At 56.0% G+C, this 22,314-nt stretch carries 20 protein-coding genes; 18 read left to right on the forward strand and 2 right to left on the reverse strand.

Features of this window, described 5'->3' with window-relative positions:
- Positions 1-28 precede the first annotated feature (28 nt).
- The 15 genes from DVA44_RS06950 to nuoN all read left to right on the forward strand — a co-directional run bounded on the left by DVA44_RS06950 (position 29) and on the right by nuoN (position 17,865).
- Positions 29-726, forward strand: a protein-coding gene (locus tag DVA44_RS06950) for an IS1 family transposase (protein WP_246843603.1) whose coding sequence is annotated in 2 segments (ribosomal slippage) — positions 29-278 and positions 278-726 — 699 coding nt in all. Because the reading frame shifts where the segments join, the coding sequence is not laid out codon by codon here.
- Positions 727-1,353: 627 nt separating this feature from the next.
- A complete protein-coding gene (lrhA, locus tag DVA44_RS06955) occupies positions 1,354-2,292 on the forward strand; it encodes a transcriptional regulator LrhA (RefSeq protein ID WP_103825147.1) in 939 nt (312 codons plus the stop codon).
- 631 nt (positions 2,293-2,923) lie between these two features.
- On the forward strand, positions 2,924-3,364 hold the full coding sequence (gene nuoA / locus DVA44_RS06965; RefSeq protein WP_103825145.1) for an NADH-quinone oxidoreductase subunit NuoA: 441 nt from the start codon (positions 2,924-2,926) through the stop codon (positions 3,362-3,364).
- Between the two features lie 15 nt (positions 3,365-3,379).
- Positions 3,380-4,054, forward strand: a complete 675-nt coding sequence (gene nuoB, locus DVA44_RS06970; protein WP_003861482.1) for an NADH-quinone oxidoreductase subunit NuoB — start codon at positions 3,380-3,382, stop codon at positions 4,052-4,054.
- A gap of 89 nt (positions 4,055-4,143) precedes the next feature.
- Positions 4,144-5,946 (forward strand): NADH-quinone oxidoreductase subunit C/D, encoded by a 1,803-nt coding sequence (gene nuoC, locus DVA44_RS06975; protein WP_103180472.1) that lies wholly within the window; start codon positions 4,144-4,146, stop codon positions 5,944-5,946.
- Positions 5,947-5,948: 2 nt separating this feature from the next.
- Entirely contained in the window at positions 5,949-6,449 is a 501-nt protein-coding gene (gene nuoE, locus DVA44_RS06980) for an NADH-quinone oxidoreductase subunit NuoE (RefSeq protein ID WP_014170998.1), read from the forward strand.
- Positions 6,446-7,783 (forward strand): NADH-quinone oxidoreductase subunit NuoF, encoded by a 1,338-nt coding sequence (gene nuoF / locus DVA44_RS06985; RefSeq protein ID WP_114386049.1) that lies wholly within the window; start codon positions 6,446-6,448, stop codon positions 7,781-7,783. Before nuoE ends, nuoF begins: the two co-directional genes overlap by 4 nt.
- A gap of 54 nt (positions 7,784-7,837) precedes the next feature.
- Positions 7,838-10,561 (forward strand): NADH-quinone oxidoreductase subunit NuoG, encoded by a 2,724-nt coding sequence (gene nuoG / locus DVA44_RS06990; protein ID WP_114386050.1) that lies wholly within the window; start codon positions 7,838-7,840, stop codon positions 10,559-10,561.
- The gene (gene nuoH, locus DVA44_RS06995) at positions 10,558-11,535 is read left to right on the forward strand and encodes an NADH-quinone oxidoreductase subunit NuoH (RefSeq protein WP_114386051.1); all 978 of its coding nucleotides are present in this window, start codon (positions 10,558-10,560) and stop codon (positions 11,533-11,535) included. The genes nuoG and nuoH overlap by 4 nt, the downstream gene beginning before the upstream one ends.
- 14 nt (positions 11,536-11,549) lie before the next feature.
- On the forward strand, positions 11,550-12,092 hold the full coding sequence (gene nuoI / locus DVA44_RS07000; RefSeq protein ID WP_103180465.1) for an NADH-quinone oxidoreductase subunit NuoI: 543 nt from the start codon (positions 11,550-11,552) through the stop codon (positions 12,090-12,092).
- A gap of 11 nt (positions 12,093-12,103) precedes the next feature.
- Entirely contained in the window at positions 12,104-12,658 is a 555-nt protein-coding gene (nuoJ, locus tag DVA44_RS07005; protein WP_103180463.1) for an NADH-quinone oxidoreductase subunit J, read from the forward strand.
- Entirely contained in the window at positions 12,655-12,957 is a 303-nt protein-coding gene (nuoK, locus tag DVA44_RS07010; protein ID WP_049841347.1) for an NADH-quinone oxidoreductase subunit NuoK, read from the forward strand. The genes nuoJ and nuoK overlap by 4 nt, the downstream gene beginning before the upstream one ends.
- The gene (gene nuoL / locus DVA44_RS07015; protein WP_114386052.1) at positions 12,954-14,795 is read left to right on the forward strand and encodes an NADH-quinone oxidoreductase subunit L; all 1,842 of its coding nucleotides are present in this window, start codon (positions 12,954-12,956) and stop codon (positions 14,793-14,795) included. Before nuoK ends, nuoL begins: the two co-directional genes overlap by 4 nt.
- A gap of 76 nt (positions 14,796-14,871) precedes the next feature.
- The gene (gene nuoM, locus DVA44_RS07020; protein ID WP_103825138.1) at positions 14,872-16,401 is read left to right on the forward strand and encodes an NADH-quinone oxidoreductase subunit M; all 1,530 of its coding nucleotides are present in this window, start codon (positions 14,872-14,874) and stop codon (positions 16,399-16,401) included.
- Positions 16,402-16,407: 6 nt separating this feature from the next.
- Complete coding sequence (nuoN, locus tag DVA44_RS07025) at positions 16,408-17,865, forward strand: NADH-quinone oxidoreductase subunit NuoN (protein ID WP_103180457.1); 1,458 nt, start codon at positions 16,408-16,410, stop codon at positions 17,863-17,865.
- A 124-nt stretch (positions 17,866-17,989) separates the two neighbouring features.
- Here nuoN and DVA44_RS07030 read toward each other — a convergent pair whose 3' ends face one another.
- Both DVA44_RS07030 and rnz read right to left on the reverse strand, forming a co-directional pair.
- The gene (locus DVA44_RS07030; protein ID WP_103825137.1) at positions 17,990-18,994 is read right to left on the reverse strand and encodes a chemotaxis protein; all 1,005 of its coding nucleotides are present in this window, start codon (positions 18,992-18,994) and stop codon (positions 17,990-17,992) included.
- Positions 18,995-19,060: 66 nt separating this feature from the next.
- Entirely contained in the window at positions 19,061-19,978 is a 918-nt protein-coding gene (rnz, locus tag DVA44_RS07035; RefSeq protein ID WP_114386053.1) for a ribonuclease Z, read from the reverse strand.
- Positions 19,979-20,051: 73 nt separating this feature from the next.
- On the opposite strand from rnz, the gene DVA44_RS07040 reads away from it, so the two are divergent.
- The 3 genes from DVA44_RS07040 (at position 20,052) to menF (ending at position 22,276) form a co-directional block, all read left to right on the forward strand.
- Positions 20,052-20,513 (forward strand): GNAT family N-acetyltransferase, encoded by a 462-nt coding sequence (locus DVA44_RS07040; RefSeq protein WP_114314381.1) that lies wholly within the window; start codon positions 20,052-20,054, stop codon positions 20,511-20,513.
- 62 nt (positions 20,514-20,575) lie between these two features.
- On the forward strand, positions 20,576-20,881 hold the full coding sequence (gene elaB / locus DVA44_RS07045) for a stress response protein ElaB (RefSeq protein WP_103180450.1): 306 nt from the start codon (positions 20,576-20,578) through the stop codon (positions 20,879-20,881).
- A 99-nt stretch (positions 20,882-20,980) separates the two neighbouring features.
- A complete protein-coding gene (gene menF, locus DVA44_RS07050) occupies positions 20,981-22,276 on the forward strand; it encodes an isochorismate synthase MenF (RefSeq protein ID WP_114386054.1) in 1,296 nt (431 codons plus the stop codon).
- Positions 22,277-22,314 lie beyond the last annotated feature (38 nt).

The raw sequence follows: 22,314 nt of genomic DNA on the forward strand, positions 1-22,314 counted from the left end.
TGTATGATGGTGATTTTAAGGTGCTTGCGTGGCTTCCATTTCCATCAGATGTCCTTCCTGCTCCGCTACTGAAGGCGTGGTGCGTAACGGCAAAAGCACTGCCGGACATCAGCGCTATCTCTGCTCTCATTGCCGTAAAACATGGCAACTACAGTTCACTTACACCGCCTCTCAGCCCGGTACGCACCAGAAAATCATTGATATGGCCATGAATGGCGTCGGATGTCGCGCCAGTGCACGCATTATGGGCATTGGCCTCAACACGGTTTTACGTCACTTAAAAAACTCAGGCCGCAGTCGGTAACCTCGCGCATACAACCGGGCAGTGATGTGATTGTCTGCGCTGAAATGGACGAACAGTGGGGCTACGTCGGTGCTAAATCACGTCAGCGCTGGCTGTTTTACGCGTATGACAGGATACGGAGGACGGTTGTGGCGCACGTCTTCGGTGAACGCACTCTGGCCACACTGGAGCGTCTTCTGAGCCTGCTGTCGGCTTTTGAGGTCGTGGTATGGATGACGGATGGCTGGTCGCTGTACGAATCACGCCTGAAGGGAAAGCTGCACGTTATCAGCAAGCGTTACACTCAGCGCATTGAGCGACATAACCTGAATCTGAGACAACATCTGGCAAGGCTGGGACGGAAGTCACTGTCGTTCTCAAAATCGGTGGAGCTGCATGACAAGGTCATCGGGCATTATCTGAACATAAAACACTATCAGTAAGTTGGAGTCATTACCTCCTGCCTTTTTATATTAACGTTGCTCATGTGAAATTAATGTTAAGTATTATTAATCATTAAGTCCGGTTTCAATTATTGTTTATTTCTAAATAAAGACGAAATCGCAACTTTCGTTAATATAAATAAAATTAGTTTAGCTAGTTACCATTCAGGTTAAATCAAAGGACTTGCAATAAGGCTTATAAAGAAAAAGGTTTTAGGGTAAGATGTATGCCGGGTTTAGCGATGAAAGATAACAGGTCACAGCATGCCTTGATGCCTGGACCTTTAATAGTTTATTGTAATTGCTAGAATTATCTCTGCCTTGAGAAGTTAAGCGATACCATTGCCGCTCAACCTGTACTGCGATAAAGTTGACGTTGGATATGCATCTTCTTTAATCGAATTTACATCATCCGGCAAATACCTATATATCTCGAACGATTTTGAGAATAAAAATAACGTCAGATAAGTTGTTTCTGACCACTGATATAACCAGCAAAATTACATTATGCAGGCCCCTGCCAGACCGGGACGTCAGCGGATTTCGTTCAGAAGGAACTGTATTACTTTTACGCACACAGCTTAAACCCGGGGCAGCTCCGTACGAGCAACCTGTAAGTGAAAAGATATGATTAATGCAAATCGTCCGATACTGAATCTCGACCTCGATCTGCTGAGAACCTTTGTGGCGGTCGCCGATCTGAACACCTTTGCTGCTGCGGCGGCGGCAGTTTGCCGTACCCAGTCCGCAGTGAGCCAACAAATGCAACGACTGGAGCAACTGGTCGGTAAAGAGCTTTTTGCCCGTCATGGTCGCAATAAGCTGTTAACGGAGCATGGTATTCAGCTCCTGGGTTACGCCAGAAAAATTCTGCGCTTCAATGATGAAGCATGTTCATCATTAATGTTTAGCAACCTGCAGGGTGTCTTAACATTAGGCGCCTCTGATGAGTCGGCCGATACCATTCTGCCGTTCCTGCTCAACCGCATCAGTTCGGTTTACCCGAAACTTGCTCTTGATGTCAGAGTGAAACGCAACGCCTTTATGGTTGATATGTTGCAGGAGCAGGAGGTCGATCTGGTGGTCACCACCCATCGTACCAGCCAGTTCGAATGTCTGACGCTACGCACCTCGCCGACACACTGGTACTGCGCCGCCGAGTTCACGTTGCAGCGCGGCGAGCCGGTGCCGTTAGTCCTGCTGGACGATCCCAGCCCGTTCCGCGACGTTGTGCTGGCTACGCTCAACGCCGCCAATGTGCCATGGCGCCTGGCCTATGTTGCCTCCACGCTGCCTGCGATCCGCGCCGCGGTAAAAGCAGGGCTCGGCGTAACGGCTCGTCCGGTTGAGATGATGAGCCCCGATTTGCGTGTGTTAGGCAAAGCGGATGGATTGCCCGCGCTGCCGGATACGGAATATCTGTTGTGTCATAATCCGGCCAGTAACAACGAGCTTGCGCAGACCATCTTTAGCGCCATGGATGATTACCATAACCCCTGGCAGTACAATACTGTTACTCAACAAGGAGGGGATGACTCGGTAATCATTGAAAGCGATTTCGAGTAAACGAATCCCTAATAATCTGATAACAATTCGCTCAGACGATGACGAACCACTGCCGCTGCCTCTGCGCACAGTGGTTCTTTTTTTGCATGGGCACCAGAGGGGTTTGACTTAAGTCATTGCCAATTTTCTGTTTTATCAATCTGATAGATATCCTGCCTTTCTTCAAAATCCCGCTATACTTGTTCTTTCTAATGTCAATGGGCATGTTAAAAAAGCAGCAAAGATGTTGCCGTTTTTTTGATTGAATTAACAAAAGCGTGTCACAGATCAAGAAAATACTCCTCTTTGGGGGGAGGAATCGACGGCAATTCCTGTCAAAATAGGCGGGTAATCTTTGTATTAGTACATTACGGACACGATTCAACACCTCCACGCAGGTACGCGCCTCACATTTAATGAGGGTAAAGGGCATTAAATGTTAATGAAGTTCGATCAATGTAATTTAATGTGAAGAAACTTTTGTTAAAGTTGACAAAAGGTTATAGAAAGGAGTAAAAAACCACATCATTTTGCTGTCTATGTCTCATTTTCGACAGTTAGTGTACGGTTATTTGTTCCTCCCCATGAATCGATGTGATGCCCATCTGCCAGTAAGAGCAGTGTTCCAGGTATCACTTTTGATGAGTAAGCAATGAGTATGTCAACATCCACAGAAGTCATCGCTCATCACTGGGCATTCGCAATCTTTCTTATCGTTGCCATTGGCCTGTGCTGCCTGATGCTAGTCGGCGGCTGGTTCCTGGGCGGTCGCGCCCGCGCAAGGCACAAAAACACGCCATTCGAATCGGGTATCGATTCGGTAGGTACCGCGCGTTTACGCCTGTCTGCCAAGTTCTATCTGGTAGCCATGTTCTTCGTCATTTTCGACGTGGAAGCGCTTTACCTGTTCGCATGGTCGACCTCCATTCGTGAGAGTGGCTGGGTAGGCTTTGTCGAGGCCGCAATTTTCATTTTAGTGTTACTGGCCGGTCTGGTTTATCTGGTGCGTATTGGCGCGCTGGACTGGACACCTGCACGTTCACGCCGTGAACGTATCAACCCGGAAAACAGTATCCCTAATCGTCAGCAGTAACAGCGAGGCAATAAGATGGATTACACGCTCACCCGCATAGATCCTAACGGTGAGAATGACCGTTACCCCCTGCAAAAGCAGGAGATCGTAACCGACCCCCTGGAGCAAGAAGTCAACAAAAGCGTGTACATGGGCAAGCTCGAGCATGCCATGCACGATATGGTCAACTGGGGTCGTAAGAACTCCATCTGGCCATACAACTTTGGCCTTTCTTGCTGCTACGTTGAAATGGTGACGTCATTCACTGCGGTGCATGACGTTGCGCGTTTTGGTGCAGAAGTACTGCGTGCATCTCCGCGTCAGGCTGACCTGATGGTGGTAGCGGGCACCTGCTTTACCAAAATGGCGCCGGTCATTCAGCGTCTGTACGACCAGATGCTCGAGCCGAAATGGGTTATCTCCATGGGCGCTTGTGCCAACTCTGGCGGCATGTACGACATCTATTCCGTCGTACAAGGTGTAGATAAGTTTATCCCGGTTGACGTTTATATCCCGGGCTGCCCACCGCGTCCGGAAGCCTACATGCAGGCGCTGATGCTGTTGCAGGAGTCGATTGGCAAAGAACGCCGCCCGCTCTCCTGGGTTGTGGGTGACCAGGGCGTGTACCGCGCTAACATGCAGTCTGAGCGCGAGCGTAAACGCGGTGAACGTATCGCAGTGACCAATCTGCGGACACCAGACGAAATTTAATTTGCGCCTGTGGGCATGGAGATAACCTTCGCATATCACTATTCAAATAGCGCGAAGCCACGCCCGACAGTCACCACGGACCTTTTGCAATGGTGAACACTATGACCGACTTAACCGCGCAAGACGCCGCCTGGCAAACACGGGATCATCTGGATGACCCGGTCATCGGCGAACTGCGCAACCGTTTTGGGCCGGATGCCTTTACTGTTCAGGCCACCCGCACCGGGGTACCCGTTGTTTGGGTGAAGCGTGAGCAGTTACTGGAAGTGGTTGATTTCCTCAAGAAACTGCCTAAACCTTACGTCATGCTGTTTGACTTACACGGCATGGACGAACGTCTGCGTACTCACCGCCAGGGTTTACCCGCGGCGGATTTTTCCGTTTTCTACCACCTGATCTCAATAGACCGCAACACGGATATCATGCTCAAGGTGGCATTGTCCGAAAACGACATGCATCTGCCGACGATCACCAAACTCTTCCCGAACGCTAACTGGTATGAGCGTGAAACCTGGGAAATGTTTGGCATGACCTTCGATGGCCACCCGCATCTGACGCGCATTATGATGCCACAGACCTGGACCGGCCACCCGCTGCGTAAAGACTACCCGGCGCGCGCCACCGAATTCGATCCGTTTGAGCTGACCAAAGCCAAGCAGGATCTGGAGATGGAAGCGCTGACCTTCAAGCCGGAAGACTGGGGCATGAAGCGCAGCACCGACAACGAGGACTTCATGTTCCTCAACCTCGGTCCAAACCACCCGTCTGCGCACGGTGCTTTCCGTATCATTCTGCAGCTTGATGGTGAAGAGATCGTCGACTGCGTGCCAGATATCGGCTACCACCACCGTGGCGCCGAGAAGATGGGTGAGCGTCAATCCTGGCACAGCTACATTCCGTACACCGACCGTATCGAGTACCTCGGCGGCTGCGTGAACGAAATGCCATACGTGCTGGCCGTTGAGAAACTGGCAGGCATCACCGTGCCGGATCGCGTTAACGTGATTCGCGTTATGCTGTCTGAACTGTTCCGTATCAACAGCCACCTGCTCTACATCTCCACCTTCATTCAGGACGTCGGCGCGATGACCCCGGTCTTCTTCGCCTTTACCGACCGTCAGAAGATTTACGATCTGGTGGAAGCGATCACCGGTTTCCGTATGCACCCGGCCTGGTTCCGTATTGGCGGCGTCGCGCATGACCTGCCGCGCGGCTGGGATCGTCTGCTGCGTGAGTTCCTCGACTGGATGCCGAAGCGTCTGGCCTCTTACGAGAAAGCCGCGCTGCGCAACTCCATCCTGAAGGGCCGTTCCCAGGGCGTTGCTGCCTACGGTGCGAAAGAGGCGCTGGAGTGGGGCACCACCGGCGCTGGCCTGCGCGCCACCGGTATCGATTTCGACGTGCGTAAAGCGCGTCCTTACTCCGGCTATGAAAACTTCGACTTTGAAGTGCCGCTGGGCGGCGGTGTTTCCGACTGCTACACCCGCGTGATGCTGAAAGTGGAAGAGCTGCGCCAGAGCCTGCGTATCCTTGAGCAGTGCCTCAACAACATGCCGGAAGGCCCGTTCAAGGCGGATCACCCGCTGACCACGCCGCCACCGAAAGAGCGCACGCTGCAGCATATCGAAACCCTGATCACGCACTTCCTGCAGGTTTCCTGGGGTCCGGTTATGCCGGCGCAAGAATCCTTCCAGATGATCGAAGCGACCAAGGGTATCAACAGTTACTACCTGACCAGCGACGGCAGCACCATGAGCTACCGTACCCGTGTACGTACGCCAAGCTTCCCGCACCTGCAGCAGATCCCGTCTGCCATTCGCGGCAGTCTGGTCTCTGACCTGATTGTGTATCTGGGTAGTATCGATTTTGTTATGTCAGATGTGGACCGCTAATTATGCACGAGAATCAACAACCACAAACCGAGGCTTTTGAGCTGAGTGAAGCAGAGCGTGCCGCCATTGAGCACGAGATGCACCACTACGAAGACCCGCGTGCGGCGTCCATTGAAGCGCTGAAAATCGTACAGAAACAGCGTGGTTGGGTGCCGGATGGCGCGATCTATGAGATTGCAAAAGTGCTGGGTATTCCGGCGAGTGACGTCGAAGGCGTGGCTACGTTCTACAGCCAGATCTTCCGTCAGCCGGTAGGCCGTCACGTGATCCGCTACTGCGACAGCGTGGTATGCCATATCACTGGTTATCAGGGCATTCAGGCTGCGATTGAGAAGAAGCTCAATATCAAGCCGGGCCAGACCACCTTTGACGGTCGTTTTACCCTGCTGCCAACCTGCTGCCTGGGTAACTGCGACAAGGGGCCGACCATGATGATTGATGAGGACACTCACAGTTATCTGACGCCGGAAGCCATTCCTGACCTGCTGGAGCAGTACAAATGAAAACTGTAATTCGTACTGCTGAGACGCATCCGCTGACCTGGCGTCTGCGTGATGACAAACAGCCGGTATGGCTCGAAGAGTACCAGAGCAAAAACGGCTATGCCGGGGCGCGTAAAGCCCTCTCCGGCATGGCGCCGGATGAGATCGTTAACGCGGTTAAAGATGCTGGCCTGAAAGGGCGCGGCGGCGCAGGCTTTTCCACCGGTCTGAAGTGGAGCCTGATGCCAAAAGACGAATCCATGAACATTCGTTACCTGCTGTGTAACGCCGATGAGATGGAGCCGGGCACCTATAAAGACCGCCTGCTGATGGAGCAGCTGCCGCACCTGCTGGTGGAAGGTATGCTGATCTCCGCCTTCGCCCTGAAAGCCTATCGCGGCTACATCTTCCTGCGCGGGGAGTACATCGAAGCGGCAGAGAACCTGCGTCGCGCGATTGCCGAAGCCACTGAAGCGGGTCTGCTGGGCAAAAATATTCTTGGCACCGGTTTCGGCTTCGAACTGTTCGTGCACACCGGGGCAGGGCGTTATATCTGCGGGGAAGAGACCGCGCTGATTAACTCCCTGGAAGGCCGTCGCGCCAACCCGCGTTCTAAGCCGCCATTCCCGGCAAGCTCCGGCGTGTGGGGTAAACCGACCTGCGTAAACAACGTCGAAACCCTGTGTAACGTCCCGGCGATCCTCGCCAACGGCGTGGAGTGGTATCAGGGCATCTCTAAAAGTAAGGATGCTGGTACCAAGCTGATGGGCTTCTCCGGCCGCGTGAAAAATCCTGGCGTCTGGGAACTGCCGTTCGGCACCACCGCACGTGAGATTCTGGAAGATTACGCCGGCGGCATGCGCGATGGTCTGAAATTCAAAGCCTGGCAGCCGGGTGGGGCAGGGACTGACTTCCTGACCGAAGCCCACCTCGACCTGCCGATGGAGTTCGAAAGCATTGGTAAAGCAGGCAGCCGTCTGGGTACGGCGCTGGCGATGGCCGTCGACCACGAGATCGGCATGGTGTCGCTGGTACGTAACCTGGAAGAGTTCTTCGCCCGCGAGTCCTGCGGCTGGTGTACACCGTGCCGTGATGGCCTGCCGTGGAGCGTGAAGATCCTGCGTGCTATTGAGCGTGGCGAAGGCCAGCCTGGCGATATCGAGACACTTGAGCAACTGTGTCGATTCCTGGGTCCAGGTAAAACCTTCTGTGCGCATGCGCCAGGTGCGGTCGAGCCGCTGCAAAGCGCGATTAAATATTTCCGCGACGAATTCGAAGCAGGCATCAAGCAGCCGTTCAGCAATACCCATTCAATCAATGGTATTCAGCCGAACCTGCTGAAAGCGCGCTGGTAAAAACAGAATTTTGATTAACGCTCGGTTTATACCGAGACAACTGGAAGCATGCTAATGGCTACGATTCATGTAGACGGCAAAGAATATGAGGTCAACGGGGCGGACAACCTGCTGGAAGCTTGTCTGTCTCTCGGCCTTGATATTCCGTATTTTTGCTGGCATCCGGCGCTGGGCAGCGTCGGTGCTTGCCGCCAGTGTGCGGTGAAGCAATATCAAAACGCGGAAGACACGCGTGGTCGCCTGGTAATGTCCTGTATGACGCCAGCCGCCGAAGGCACATTTATTTCTATCGACGATCTGGAAGCGAAACAGTTCCGCGAAAGCGTGGTGGAGTGGTTGATGACCAACCACCCGCACGACTGTCCGGTCTGTGAAGAGGGCGGTAACTGCCACCTTCAGGATATGACCGTCATGACCGGTCACAGCTTCCGTCGCTATCGCTTTACCAAGCGTACCCATCGTAACCAGGATCTGGGGCCGTTCATCTCTCACGAAATGAACCGCTGCATCGCCTGCTACCGCTGCGTGCGTTACTACAAAGACTACGCGGATGGTCAGGATCTGGGCGTCTATGGCGCGCATGACAACGTCTACTTCGGTCGTCCGGAAGACGGTACGCTTGAGAGCGAATTTTCCGGTAACCTGGTAGAGATCTGCCCGACCGGCGTATTCACCGACAAAACCCACTCCGAGCGTTACAACCGTAAGTGGGACATGCAGTTTGCGCCAAGCATCTGCCAGCAGTGTTCGCTGGGCTGTAACACCAGCCCGGGTGAGCGTTACGGCGAACTGCGTCGTATCGAAAACCGTTACAACGGTACCGTGAACCACTACTTCCTCTGCGACCGCGGTCGTTTCGGCTATGGCTATGTGAACCTGAAAGACCGTCCGCGTCGTCCGGTTCAGCGCCGTGGCGACGACCTGATCACCCTGAACGCTGAACAGGCGATGCAGGGCGCGGCAGATATTCTGCGCCAGTCGAAGAAAGTGATCGGTATCGGCTCCCCGCGCGCCAGCATCGAAAGCAACTTCGCGCTACGCGAGCTGGTGGGTGCGGATAACTTCTACACCGGTATCGCCCAGGGCGAGCAGGAACGTCTGCAGCTGGTGCTGAAAGTGCTGCGCGAAGGTGGTATCCATACCCCGGCGCTGCGCGAAATCGAATCCTATGATGCGGTACTGGTATTGGGCGAAGATTTAACCCAGACCGGCGCGCGCGCAGCCCTGGCGGTTCGTCAGGCGGTGAAAGGGAAAGCGCGTGAAATGGCAGCGGCACAGAAAGTGGCTGACTGGCAGATCGCGGCTATTCTCAACATCGGTCAGCGCGCGAAGCATCCGCTGTTCGTGACCAACGTTGATGACACCCGTCTGGACGACATCGCCGCCTGGACCTACCGTGCGCCGGTGGAAGATCAGGCCCGTCTCGGCTTTGCTATTGCTAATGGCCTGGACAGCAGTGCCCCGGCCGTTGAACTGGATCGCGATCTGCAGAACAAAGTGGACGTGATCGTGCAGGCGCTGGCCGGTGCGAAGAAACCCCTGATTATCTCCGGTACCAACGCCGGCAGCAGCGAGATCATTCAGGCTGCAGCGAACGTGGCCAAAGCGCTGAAAGGCCGTGGCGCCGACGTTGGCGTAACCATGATTGCCCGTGCGGTAAACAGCATTGGTCTGGGGATGATCGGCGGCGGCTCTCTGGAAGAGGCGCTGAGCGAGCTGGAATCTGGCTCTGCGGATGCCGTTGTCGTACTTGAAAACGATCTCCACCGCCATGCTTCTGCCGCACGCGTAGATGCTGCGCTCTCTAAGGCGCCGCTGGTGATGGTTATTGACCATCAGCGCACCGCCATTATGGACAAAGCGCACCTGGTGCTCTCTGCGGCAAGCTTCGCGGAAAGCGACGGGACGGTGATTAACAACGAAGGCCGCGCCCAGCGCTTCTTCCAGGTTTATGACCCGGCCTACTACGACAACACCACCCTGATGCTGGAAAGCTGGCGCTGGCTGCACTCCCTGCACAGCACCGTGCTGAGCCGTGAGGTGGACTGGACGCAGCTCGACCACGTGATCGACGCCGTTATTGAAAAGCTGCCGCAACTGGCAGGCATCAAAGATGCGGCGCCGGAAGCGAGCTTCCGTATTCGCGGCCAGAAACTGGCGCGTGAACCGCATCGCTACAGTGGCCGTACTGCAATGCGCGCCAACATCAGCGTACACGAACCGCGTCAGCCGCAGGATAAAGACACCATGTTCGCCTTCTCGATGGAAGGGAACAACCAGCCGTCTGCGCCACGTTCGCAGATCCCATTCGCATGGGCGCCAGGCTGGAACTCCCCGCAGGCATGGAACAAGTTTCAGGCTGAAGTGGGTGGTTCTCTGCGCCACGGCGATCCGGGCGTACGCCTGATTGAAGCCTCCGAAACCGGTCTGGGGTTCTTCTCCACCGTTCCGGCACGCTTCCAGGCAGAAGAGGGCAACTGGCGTATTGCGCCGTACTACCATCTGTTTGGTAGCGACGAGCTGTCCCAGCGTTCCCCGGTCTTCCAGACCCGTATGCCGCAGCCGTACATCAAGCTCAACCCGGCGGATGCCGCGAAGCTTGGCGTCAACGCGGGCGCGAACATCAGCTTTAGCTATGAAGGCCAGACAATCAGCCTGCCGCTGATTATCTCTGAAGGTCTGACAGCAGGGCAGGTGGGTCTGCCGATGGGTATGCCTGGCATTGCCCCGGTGCTGGCCGGCGCGCGTCTTGATAACCTGCAGGAGGCAAAAGCATGAGTTGGTTAACGCCTGATCTTATCGACATCCTGCTGAACATCCTGAAAGCGGTTGTTATCCTGCTGGTGGTGGTCACCTGCGGTGCGTTCATGAGCTTCGGTGAACGTCGTCTGCTCGGTCTGTTCCAGAACCGTTACGGACCGAACCGCGTGGGCTGGGGTGGTTCACTCCAGCTGGTCGCGGACATGATCAAGATGTTCTTTAAAGAGGACTGGATCCCACGCTTCTCGGATGGCGTGATCTTTACTCTGGCACCGATGATCGCCTTTACCTCGCTGCTGCTGGCGTTTGCTATCGTTCCGGTCAGCCCGACCTGGGTGGTCGCTGACCTGAACATCGGCATTCTGTTCTTCCTGATGATGGCAGGCCTCGCGGTTTACGCGGTACTGTTCGCAGGCTGGTCCAGTAACAACAAATACTCCCTGTTGGGTGCGATGCGTGCTTCCGCGCAGACGCTCAGCTACGAAGTGTTCCTGGGTCTCTCCCTGATGGGCGTGGTGGCGCAGGCCGGTTCATTCAACATGACCGACATCGTCAACAACCAGGCCGACATCTGGAACGTTATCCCGCAGTTCTTTGGTTTTGTTACCTTTGCTATCGCGGGCGTGGCGGTGTGTCACCGTCACCCGTTTGACCAGCCAGAAGCCGAGCAGGAACTGGCCGACGGTTACCACATTGAATATTCCGGTATGAAGTTCGGTCTGTTCTTCGTGGGCGAGTACATCGGTATCGTCACCATTTCCGCGCTGATGGTCACGCTGTTCTTTGGTGGCTGGCATGGCCCGTTCTTACCGCCGTTCATCTGGTTCGCGCTGAAAACCGCGTTCTTCATGATGATGTTCATTTTGATTCGCGCTGCATTACCGCGTCCGCGTTATGACCAGGTAATGTCCTTCGGCTGGAAAGTGTGCCTGCCGCTGACGCTCGTCAACTTGTTGGTAACGGCGGCTGTCATTCTCTGGCAGCAGCCATAAGGGGCTTTGAGATCATGACCTTGAAAGAATTATTGGTAGGCTTCGGCACCCAGGTACGCAGTATCTGGATGATCGGCCTGCACGCGTTTTCTAAACGCGAAACCCGGATGTATCCGGAAGAACCGGTATATCTGCCGCCGCGCTACCGTGGCCGTATCGTGCTAACGCGCGATCCGGACGGTTCGGAGCGCTGCGTTGCCTGTAACCTGTGTGCGGTAGCCTGTCCGGTTGGCTGTATCTCTCTGCAGAAAGCAGAGACGGTGGACGGTCGCTGGTACCCGGAGTTCTTCCGCATCAACTTCTCACGCTGCATCTTCTGCGGCCTGTGTGAAGAAGCGTGCCCGACCACGGCGATTCAGTTGACCCCCGATTTCGAACTGGGTGAATTCAAACGTCAGGATCTGGTGTACGAGAAAGAGGATCTGCTGATTTCCGGTCCGGGCAAATACCCGGAATATAACTTCTACCGGATGGCGGGTATGGCAATCGACGGCAAAGATAAGGGCGAAGCAGAGAACGAAGCCAAGCCTATCGACGTCAAGAGCCTGTTACCGTAAGGAGAGGGGCAATGGAATTCGCTTTTTATATCTGTGGCCTGATCGCCATCCTGGCTACGCTGCGAGTGATTACGCACACCAATCCGGTGCATGCGCTGCTCTATTTAATCATTTCGCTGCTGGCTATTTCCGGGGTGTTCTTTGCGCTGGGCGCACACTTTGCCGGTGCGCTTGAAATCATCGTTTACGCCGGGGCCATCATGGTTCTGTTCGTCTTCGTGGTGATGATGCTGAACCTGGGCGGCTCTGAGATCGAGCAGGAACGTCAGTGGCTGCAACCGCAGGTGTGGATTGGCCCGGCAATTCTGTCGGCCATCATGCTGGCGGTGATCGTTTACGCCATTCTGGGTGTGAACGACCAGGGTATCGACGGCACGCCAATCAGCGCCAAAGCGGTGGGTGTCACCCTGTTTGGGCCATACGTACTGGCGGTGGAACTGGCCTCGATGCTGCTGCTGGCAGGCCTGGTCGTGGCTTTCCACGTAGGTCGCGAAGAGCGCATGGGTGAAGTGCTGAGCAACCGTAAGGACGACAGCGCGAAAAGAAAAACGGAGGATCACGCATGATCCCTTTACAACACGGACTGATCCTCGCCGCGATTTTATTCGTGCTGGGCTTAACCGGTCTGGTTATCCGCCGCAATCTGCTGTTTATGCTGATTGGCCTGGAGATCATGATCAACGCTTCCGCGCTGGCCTTTGTGGTTGCCGGTAGCTACTGGGGCCAGACCGATGGTCAGGTGATGTACATTCTCGCCATCAGCCTCGCGGCTGCGGAAGCGAGTATTGGCCTGGCGCTGTTGCTGCAGCTCCATCGTCGCCGCCAGAACCTGAACATCGATTCAGTAAGTGAGTTGCGTGGATGAACATGCTTGCCTTAACCATTATTTTTCCGCTGATTGGCTTCCTGCTGCTGTCGTCCTCACGCGGCCGCTGGTCTGAAAATCTCTCTGCGACCATCGGCATGGGCTCTGTGGGCCTGGCCGCACTGGTAACAGCGTATGCGGGAATCGACTTCTTTAACAACGGACGTCAGGCTTTCAGCGTTCCACTCTGGACCTGGATGTCGGTGGGTGATTTCAACATCGGTTTTAACCTGGTGCTGGATGGTCTCTCTCTGACCATGCTCTCCGTGGTTACCGGCGTGGGCTTCCTGATCCACATGTTCGCCTCCTGGTATATGCGCGGTGAAGAGGGTTACTCTCGCTTCTTCGCCTACACCAACCTGTTTATCGCCAGCATGGTGGTACTGGTGCTGGCGGATAACCTGCTGCTGATGTATCTCGGCTGGGAAGGGGTGGGTCTCTGCTCTTACCTGCTGATCGGGTTCTACTACACCGATCCGAAGAATGGCGCAGCGGCCATGAAAGCGTTTGTCGTAACCCGTGTGGGTGACGTCTTCCTCGCCTTCGCGCTGTTCATTCTCTACAACGAGCTGGGCACGCTGAACTTCCGCGAAATGGTGGAACTGGCACCGGCGCACTTCGAAGCCGGCAATAATATGCTGTGGTGGGCAACCCTGATGCTGCTGGGTGGTGCTGTGGGTAAATCTGCACAGCTGCCGTTGCAGACCTGGCTTGCCGACGCGATGGCGGGTCCAACTCCTGTCTCTGCGCTGATCCACGCTGCTACCATGGTGACCGCCGGTGTTTACCTGATTGCGCGTACCCACGGCCTGTTCCTGATGACCCCGGAAATTCTGCATCTGGTAGGTATCGTTGGTGCGGTGACGCTGGTGCTGGCAGGCTTTGCCGCGCTGGTCCAGACCGACATCAAACGCGTTCTCGCTTACTCCACCATGAGCCAGATCGGTTACATGTTCCTGGCGCTGGGCGTACAGGCGTGGGACGCGGCGATTTTCCACCTGATGACGCACGCGTTCTTCAAAGCGCTGCTGTTCCTCTCGTCTGGTTCGGTGATCCTCGCCTGCCATCACGAGCAGAACATCTTCAAAATGGGCGGACTGCGTAAGTCCATCCCGCTGGTTTACGTCTGCTTCCTGGTGGGCGGCGCGGCGCTGGCGGCACTGCCGCTTGTTACCGCGGGCTTCTTCAGTAAGGACGAAATCCTGGCGGGCGCCATGGCGAACGGGCATATCAATCTGATGGTTGCGGGTCTGGTCGGTGCGTTTATGACCTCCCTGTATACCTTCCGTATGATTTTCATCGTCTTCCACGGTAAAGAACAAATTCACGCTCACGCAGGGAAGGGGATCACCCACCACCTGCCGCTGATTGTGCTGCTGGTACTCTCCACCTTCGTTGGCGCGATGATTGTGCCACCGCTGCAGGGCGTACTGCCAGACACTACCGAGCTTGAGCACGGTCGCGTTCTGACGCTTGAAATCACCTCCGGTGTGGTCGCTATCGCGGGTATCCTGATTGCGGCATGGCTGTGGCTGGGTAAACGCACGCTGGTGACTGCCGTTGCCAACAGTGCGCCGGGCCGTCTGCTGGGCACCTGGTGGTATAACGCGTGGGGCTTCGACTGGCTGTACGACATGATCTTCGTGAAACCGTTCCTCGGCATTGCGTGGCTTATCAAACGCGATCCGCTGAACGCGGTAATGAACATCCCGGCACTCCTTTCTCGCCTGGCCGGTAAAGGCCTGCTGTTCAGCGAGAACGGGTATCTGCGCTGGTATGTAGCGTCCATGAGCATCGGCGCGGTTGTGGTGCTGGCGCTGCTGATGGTATTGCGTTGATCGTTAAGTGAATTTTATTCGAATTCGTTGAAAATCAGGCCCCTTCTGGGGGCCTTAAAAAGGAATGCAAATCGCCATGTTACTACCCTGGCTAATATTAATTCCCTTTATCGGTGGGTTCCTGTGCTGGCAGACCGAACGCTTTGGCGTGAAGATGCCGCGCTGGATTGCGCTGATCACCATGGGATTGACGCTCGCGCTTGGCCTGCAACTCTGGTTGCAGGGCGGCTATTCACTGACCCAGTCTGCGGGCATTCCGCAGTGGCAGTCTGAATTCATTCTGCCGTGGATCCCGCGTTTCGGTATTACCATTCACCTGGCGATTGACGGTCTGTCGCTGCTGATGGTGGTGCTGACCGGTCTGCTCGGCGTTCTGGCGGTACTGTGCTCCTGGCGAGAAATCGAAAAATACCAGGGCTTCTTCCACCTGAACCTGATGTGGATCCTGGGCGGCGTGATCGGCGTGTTCCTTGCCATCGACATGTTCCTCTTCTTCTTCTTCTGGGAGATGATGCTGGTGCCGATGTACTTCCTGATCGCGCTGTGGGGCCATAAGGCATCCGACGGTAAAACGCGTATCACGGCGGCTACCAAGTTCTTCATCTATACCCAGGCGAGTGGTCTGGTGATGTTGATTGCCATCCTGGCGCTGGTGTTCGTGCACTACAACGCGACCGGCGTCTGGACCTTCAACTATCAGGACCTGCTGAAGACCCCAATGTCTCACGGCGTAGAATACCTGCTGATGCTGGGCTTCTTCATTGCGTTTGCGGTGAAAATGCCGGTGGTGCCTCTGCACGGCTGGCTACCGGATGCGCACTCCCAGGCTCCAACGGCGGGTTCCGTTGACCTGGCGGGCATCCTGCTGAAAACCGCAGCCTACGGTCTGCTGCGTTTCGCGCTGCCGCTGTTCCCGAATGCCTCCGCAGAGTTTGCGCCGATTGCCATGTGGCTCGGTGTGATCGGTATCTTCTACGGTGCCTGGATGGCCTTCACGCAGTACGACATCAAGCGTCTGATTGCCTACACCTCCGTTTCCCACATGGGCTTCGTGCTGATTGCTATCTACACCGGCAGCCAGCTGGCCTACCAGGGCGCGGTGATCCAGATGATTGCCCACGGTCTCTCCGCAGCCGGTCTCTTCATCCTGTGTGGTCAGCTGTACGAACGTCTGCATACCCGTGACATGCGTCAGATGGGTGGTCTGTGGAGCAAAATCAAATGGCTGCCAGCGATGTCGATGTTCTTCGCGGTTGCCACGCTGGGGATGCCAGGGACCGGTAACTTCGTTGGCGAATTTATGATCCTGTTCGGCAGCTTTAAAGTGGTGCCGACGATCACCGTGATCTCCACCTTCGGTCTGGTGTTCGCCTCCGTTTACTCGCTGGCGATGCTGCACCGCGCTTACTTCGGTAAAGCGAAGAGTGACATCGCTGCCAAAGAACTGCCGGGGATGTCGCTGCGCGAGCTGTTCATCATCCTGCTGCTGGTCGTACTGCTGGTGCTGCTGGGCTTCTTCCCGCAGCCGATTCTGGATACCTCGCACTCCGCGATGGGTAACATCCAGCAGTGGTTTGTTAATTCTGCTTCTACTACAAGGCCGTAAATCGCCATGACAATAACTCCACAACAACTGATTGCGCTGCTACCGCTGCTGATCGTCGGATTGACGGTGGTGGTTGTGATGCTCTCCATTGCGTGGCGACGCAATCACTTCCTGAATGCCACGCTGGCGGTTCTGGGTCTGAACGCTGCGTTAGTCTCCCTCTGGTTTGTTGGCCAGGCGGGGGCGATGGACGTCACGCCGCTGATGCGCGTTGATGGCTTCGCCATGCTCTACACTGGGCTGGTGCTGTTAGCCAGTCTGGCGACCTGTACCTTTGCTTACCCGTGGCTGGAAGGCTACAACGACAACAGAGAAGAGTTTTACCTGCTGGTTCTGATTGCTGCCCTGGGCGGTATTCTGCTGGCGAATGCTAATCATCTGGCGGCGCTGTTCCTCGGTATTGAGCTCATCTCTCTGCCGCTGTTCGGCCTGATCGGTTATGCCTTCCGCCAGAAGCGCTCTCTGGAAGCGAGTATCAAGTATACGATCCTGTCTGCTGCTGCTTCTTCCTTCCTGCTGTTTGGTATTGCGCTGCTCTACGCTCAGTCCGGTAACCTCTCGTTTGAAGCGCTCGGCAAGAGCCTTGGCGACGGCATGCTGCACGAGCCGCTGCTGCTGGCGGGTCTGGGCATGATGATTGTTGGCCTCGGCTTTAAACTCTCTCTGGTGCCGTTCCACCTGTGGACGCCAGACGTCTACCAGGGTGCGCCAGCGCCGGTATCCACCTTCCTGGCGACGGCGAGCAAAATCGCTATCTTCGGCGTGGTGATGCGTCTGTTCCTCTACGCCCCGGTGGGTGACAGCGAAGCGGTTCGCGTGGTGCTCGGCGTGATCGCCTTTGTCTCTATCATCTTCGGTAACCTGATGGCGCTGAGCCAGACCAATATCAAGCGTCTGCTCGGTTACTCCTCCATCTCTCACCTCGGCTATCTGATGGTGGCGCTGATTGCCCTGCAGAGCGGTCAGATGTCCATGGAGACCGTGGGTGTCTACCTGGCCGGTTACCTGTTCAGCAGCCTCGGTGCCTTCGGCGTGGTGAGCCTGATGTCCAGCCCGTACCGTGGCCCGGATGCCGACTCGCTCTTCTCCTACCGTGGTCTGTTCTGGCATCGTCCGATCCTCTCTGCGGTGATGACCGTGATGATGCTGTCGCTGGCGGGTATCCCGATGACGCTCGGCTTTATCGGTAAGTTCTACGTGCTGGCAGTGGGTGTGCAGGCTGGTCTGTGGTGGCTGACGGCGGGTGTCGTTATCGGCTCCGCGATTGGTCTCTACTACTACCTGCGCGTTGCCGTGAGCCTCTATCTGAGTGCGCCTCAGCAGCTCAACCGCGATGCGCCAGGCAACTGGCAGTACAGCGCGGGCGGTATTGTGGTGCTCATCTCCGCGCTGCTGGTGCTGATCTTCGGTATCTATCCGCAGCCGCTGATCACCATCGTGCAGCATGCGATGCCGCTGATGTAAAAACGCCAGAAACAAAAAAACCCGCTTCGGCGGGTTTTTTTATTGCCCAGCGGCGCTGCGCTTGCAGGGCCTACAGGTTTTGTAGGCCGGGTAAGCGTAGCGCCACCCGGCAAAATGGTGCAAATTAAGCCAGCTGCTTACGGCTAATCAGCGGCCCGTCAATTTTTTTGTTTGCGCGCTCCAGCACCTCTTCAATCACCGATGAGAGCTCGTTCAGCTCGAACTTTGCCACGTAGCCATCGGCTTTCACCTTGCGGATATGATCTTCGTTGGCGTTGCCGGAAAGGGAAGAGTGGATCACCACCGGGATCTCCTTCAGGATGGCGTCGGTTTTGATTTTGCGCGTCAGGGTAAAGCCGTCCATCTCCGGCATCTCAAGGTCGGTCAGCACCAGCGAGATCTTATCGGTAATGGGCACCCCTTCCGCCTGGGCCTGCGCGGCCAGCACGCCGATCTTCTCCCAGGCCTCTTTGCCGGTGATATGCAGCTGCGCCGGGATCTGCATCGCCTGCAGTCCTTTTTCCAGCATTGAGCGCGCTACTTTGGAGTCTTCTGCCACAATCGCCACCGCACCCGGCTTGATATTGAATTTGGTGATCTGCAGATCGGTAGCATGCAGGTCGTGGTTAGCCGGAGTGATGTCATAGAGGATCTGCTCAACGTCCAGCACCATCGCCAGATCGTTGGTATCCGTCTTCTCATCCAGACAGGCGATACTGGTGATATAGCGTCCGCTGACGGCGGTTTCCGCCGCATGCACCTGCTTCCAGTCCAGGCGCATGATATTTTCGACCGACTCCACGGCAAAGGCCTGGACGCTACGGGCATACTCGGTGATCAGTAAAATGTTCAGCCCCGTCGTTGGCTTGCAGCCTGCTACCGCGGCCAGGTCGATAACCGGGATCACCTGATCGCGAATATTAACCATACCCATCAGGGGCGACTTCATCCCCGCCGGTTTGGTGAACGAGGGCATGGGCACAATCTCGCGAAGCTTAAAGACGTTGATGCCGAACAGCTCAGATTTGTTTTCATTCATTGAGCGGCCAAGACGAAACAGCAGCAGCTCAAATCGGTTCGACAGAGTAAGATTTGCCCTGTCATCAATGTCTTTCTGGAAGTTATCCATGTTTGCCCCTCAGTGAAAAATACCGGCCTGATAGGGTTATCGGCAGTTTCGGGGAAAACCAGAGCATTAAACGCGCACGGTAGCAAAATCTTCTGCCAGCTCGCTGGCAGCAAAGATGGCGCAACACTCCGCCAGCAGCATGGCGCAGCCTTCGGCGTCGTAACGGGAGCTGACGTGGGTGACGATCAGTTTTTTTACCTGCGCGTCGCGGGCAAGCCTGGCCGCCTGATGCGTGGAGCTGTGGCCGCGGCTATTGGCTTTCTCCTCCATCGCTACCTCCAGCGTGGCCTCATGCACCAGCAGATCGACGCCCTGAGCCAGCTCAAGGGCGTTCTCGCAGGGGGCGGTATCCCCGAAGATGGCCAGCTTCTTACCTGGACGGGGTGGCGAGAGATATTCCGCGCCGTTGATGGTCCGGCCATCTTCCAGGGTGACACTTTCGCCGCGTTTTAGCTGCTGAAACAGCGGGCCGAAGGGCACTCCTGCGGCGATCAGCGCGGCACCATCCAGCGCGCCGGGTTTATCCCGCTCTTCAATGCGAAAACCGTAACACTCCACGGGGTGATTGAGCGCCGCGGCGGTTACCGTGTACGCATCATCTTTGAACACCACGCCCGGTTTGATCTCAATAATCTCGAGGGGATAATCTGTCCACGAGCCACTGATCCGCAGGCTGGTTTCGACAAACTCCCGGATACCAGGCGGGCCGTAAATGGTCAGCGGCTGGATATTCCCCGCCATCGAGCGGCTGCACAGCAGCCCCGGCAGGCCAAAAAGATGGTCGCCGTGCAGGTGAGTGATGAAAATTTTATCCAGCTTGCCGGGATGCGCGGCGGTGCGCAGCAGCTGGTGCTGCGTGCCTTCGCCGCAGTCAAACATCCACAGTCCGCTGCGGGTGGGGTGCTGGAGATCCAGCAAAATTGAGGTGACGTTGCGCGTACGGGTCGGTACGCCAGCGGATGTTCCTAAAAAAAACAGCTCCATAATGCACTCAGCCTCTGCACCGGGGACGAAAAGTCATTAGTATAACGGCTCCCCTCACGATAAGGAGACCTCAATGATCCAGTGGCAAGATCTGCACCATAGCGAGCTGACCGTTCCTGTACTTTACGCCTTACTTCAACTGCGCTGTGAGGTGTTTGTCGTTGAACAAACCTGCCCCTATCAGGACATTGACGGCGAAGACCTGGTGGGGGAGAACCGCCATATCCTCGGCTGGAAAGATAACCGGCTGGTGGCGTATGCGAGGATTCTGAAAAGTGACGACGATTTCTCCCCCGTTGTGATTGGCCGCGTGATTATCAGCCGCGAGGTGCGAGGCGAGAAGCTGGGCTATGCCCTGATGGAGCACGCGCTGCGTTCCTGCGAAAATAACTGGCCCGACAAGGCGTTATACCTCGGGGCGCAGGCGCATCTGCACGCCTTTTATGCCCGTTTTGGCTTTGTGCAGGTGACGGATATCTACGACGAAGATGGCATTCCGCACGTGGGTATGGCGAAAGAGGTACAACAAGCGTAGCAGGCGGAATCGTCAAGCATTGTCTATAGTTACGGAACTGATGCAACCACATGGAGAACACTATGTCTTATCAATCATCGGATAACCATGTAGATGACGATCTGACCCTGCTGAGTGAAACCCTGGAGGAGGTCTTACGCTCTTCCGGCGATCCGGCCGATCAGAAATACATTGAGCTAAAAGCGCGTGCTGAGCAGGCTCTGCATGATGTGAAAACGCGCGTGGGTCATGCGTCCGATCAATACTATTACAAGGCCAAAAAAGCGGTCTATCGTGCGGATGATTATGTCCGTGAAAAGCCATGGCAGGGGATTGGCGTAGGCGCCGCCGCTGGTCTGGTGTTGGGTATTTTACTCGCCCGCCGTTAACAACACAGCACGAACGCTTCTCCCTGCCAACTCGGGGGTACTGCTTTTTCTGATTAGTACCCCTTATAATGTGAGGTTTTTGAGCTGGGAGAAGTTCGCGTGCACTCGATTTCCACCGCGCTGAAAGGCCTTTGCCAACAATTAGCCGACGATTTTCCCGATACCCCTGGCCTGCATTATCTCGATGTCTCCTTTGCCCTCAACGACGCGTTTGATCCGCTCGGCTGGCTGAATGCCCAGCACATCTACCCGCAGTTCTACTGGCAGCAGCGCAATGGCGACGAAGAGTATGCTGCTCTCGGAGCGATAACGCATTTCCCCTCGTTATCCGCCGCCCGTCAGTTTTTAAACCGTTATTCGCACGCACCCGACCTGAGAGTGGTAGGCGTTAATGCCTTCGATCCAAGGCAGGGCAATCTGTTCCTGCCGCGCCTTTTGTGGCAGCGCTTCGGCGGGACCGCATCGTTGCGCCTGGTGCTCTGGAGCGACACCTCTCTGAAAGCGGAGGTCCAGCGCGCGCGGGAGTTTATGCAGACCCTGGCGGAGAGCCAGCCTGTCGCCCCGGTCACGCAAGCGGTGGTGAGGGAAACGCATCTCCCTGACCGGGCCGGCTGGCTTCAGCTGATTACCCGGGCGACAGAGGCTATCAGCCGGGGGGAATTCGATAAAGTGGTGCTGGCCCGGGCGACAGATTTGCAGTTTAACGAGGCGGTAAACCCCGCCGCGCTGATGGCGGCCAGCCGCCAGGTCAACTTCCAGTGCTACCACTTCTTTATGCGCACTGATGCCAGCCGGGCGTTTCTCGGCTCATCGCCGGAACGGCTGTGGCGGCGGCGCGGTTTGCTGCTGCGCACCGAAGCGCTGGCCGGAACCGTTGCCAGCCACCCGGACGATGCCCATGCCGCGCGGCTGGGTAACTGGCTGATGAACGACGATAAAAACCAGCGGGAAAATATGCTGGTGGTTGAGGATATCTGCCAGCGCCTGCAGCGGGAAAATGGGGTACTTGATGTCCTCCCGCCGCAAATCGTGCGTTTGCGTAAGGTTCAGCATTTACGCCGCTGCATCTGGACCGCGCTGCAACAGCCGGATGATGAACAGTGCCTGCTGCGCCTGCAGCCCACCGCGGCAGTTGCCGGTCTGCCGCGTCAGGCGGCGTGGGATTTCATCGCCCACAATGAACCCTTCGACCGGGAGTGGTATGCCGGTTCTGCCGGGTATCTCTCGTTAGCACAAAGCGAGTTCTGCGTGGCGCTGCGTTCGGCAAGCGTTGAGGAGAGCTGTGTTCGCCTGTATGCCGGGGCGGGGATCGTCAGCGGTTCTGACCCCGATCAGGAGTGGCAGGAGATTGAAAATAAAGCTGCCGGGCTGCGCTCTCTGCTCCTAAAGGATTAATACTGAGTCATACATTCCCGATTCATATCAAAATTACA

This window comes from Leclercia sp. W17 (assembly GCF_003336325.1).
Lineage (GTDB): Bacteria > Pseudomonadota > Gammaproteobacteria > Enterobacterales > Enterobacteriaceae > Enterobacter.